Annotated in this window: 1 rRNA gene; it reads left to right on the top strand. The window is 55.8% G+C overall.

From position 1 onward, the window contains the following. Positions 1-148 precede the first annotated feature (148 nt). Positions 149-206: ribosomal RNA gene (gene rrf, locus AC5RUO_RS20080) — 5S ribosomal RNA — on the top strand; the annotation flags it as partial.

The following is a 206-nucleotide window of genomic DNA, read 5'->3' as shown; positions in this document are numbered from 1 at the left end:
CAAACACTGCCAGCGTCCACTATGTGGTTCCCAACCAACAAACCCCCAGGGGTCACGGTTGCACGGAACCAACCAATAACTGAATACAACACCACCATGTTGTAACCACAAGATTTCCCCACCCCTTCCAGGGTGCGGGTACAAGGGTTACGGCGGTCATAGCGTGGGGGAAACGCCCGGTCCCATTCCGAACCCGGAAGCTAAGA

This window comes from Arthrobacter sp. Y3221087 (assembly GCF_059089905.1).
This window is presented reverse-complemented; position numbering and strand designations above follow the sequence as displayed.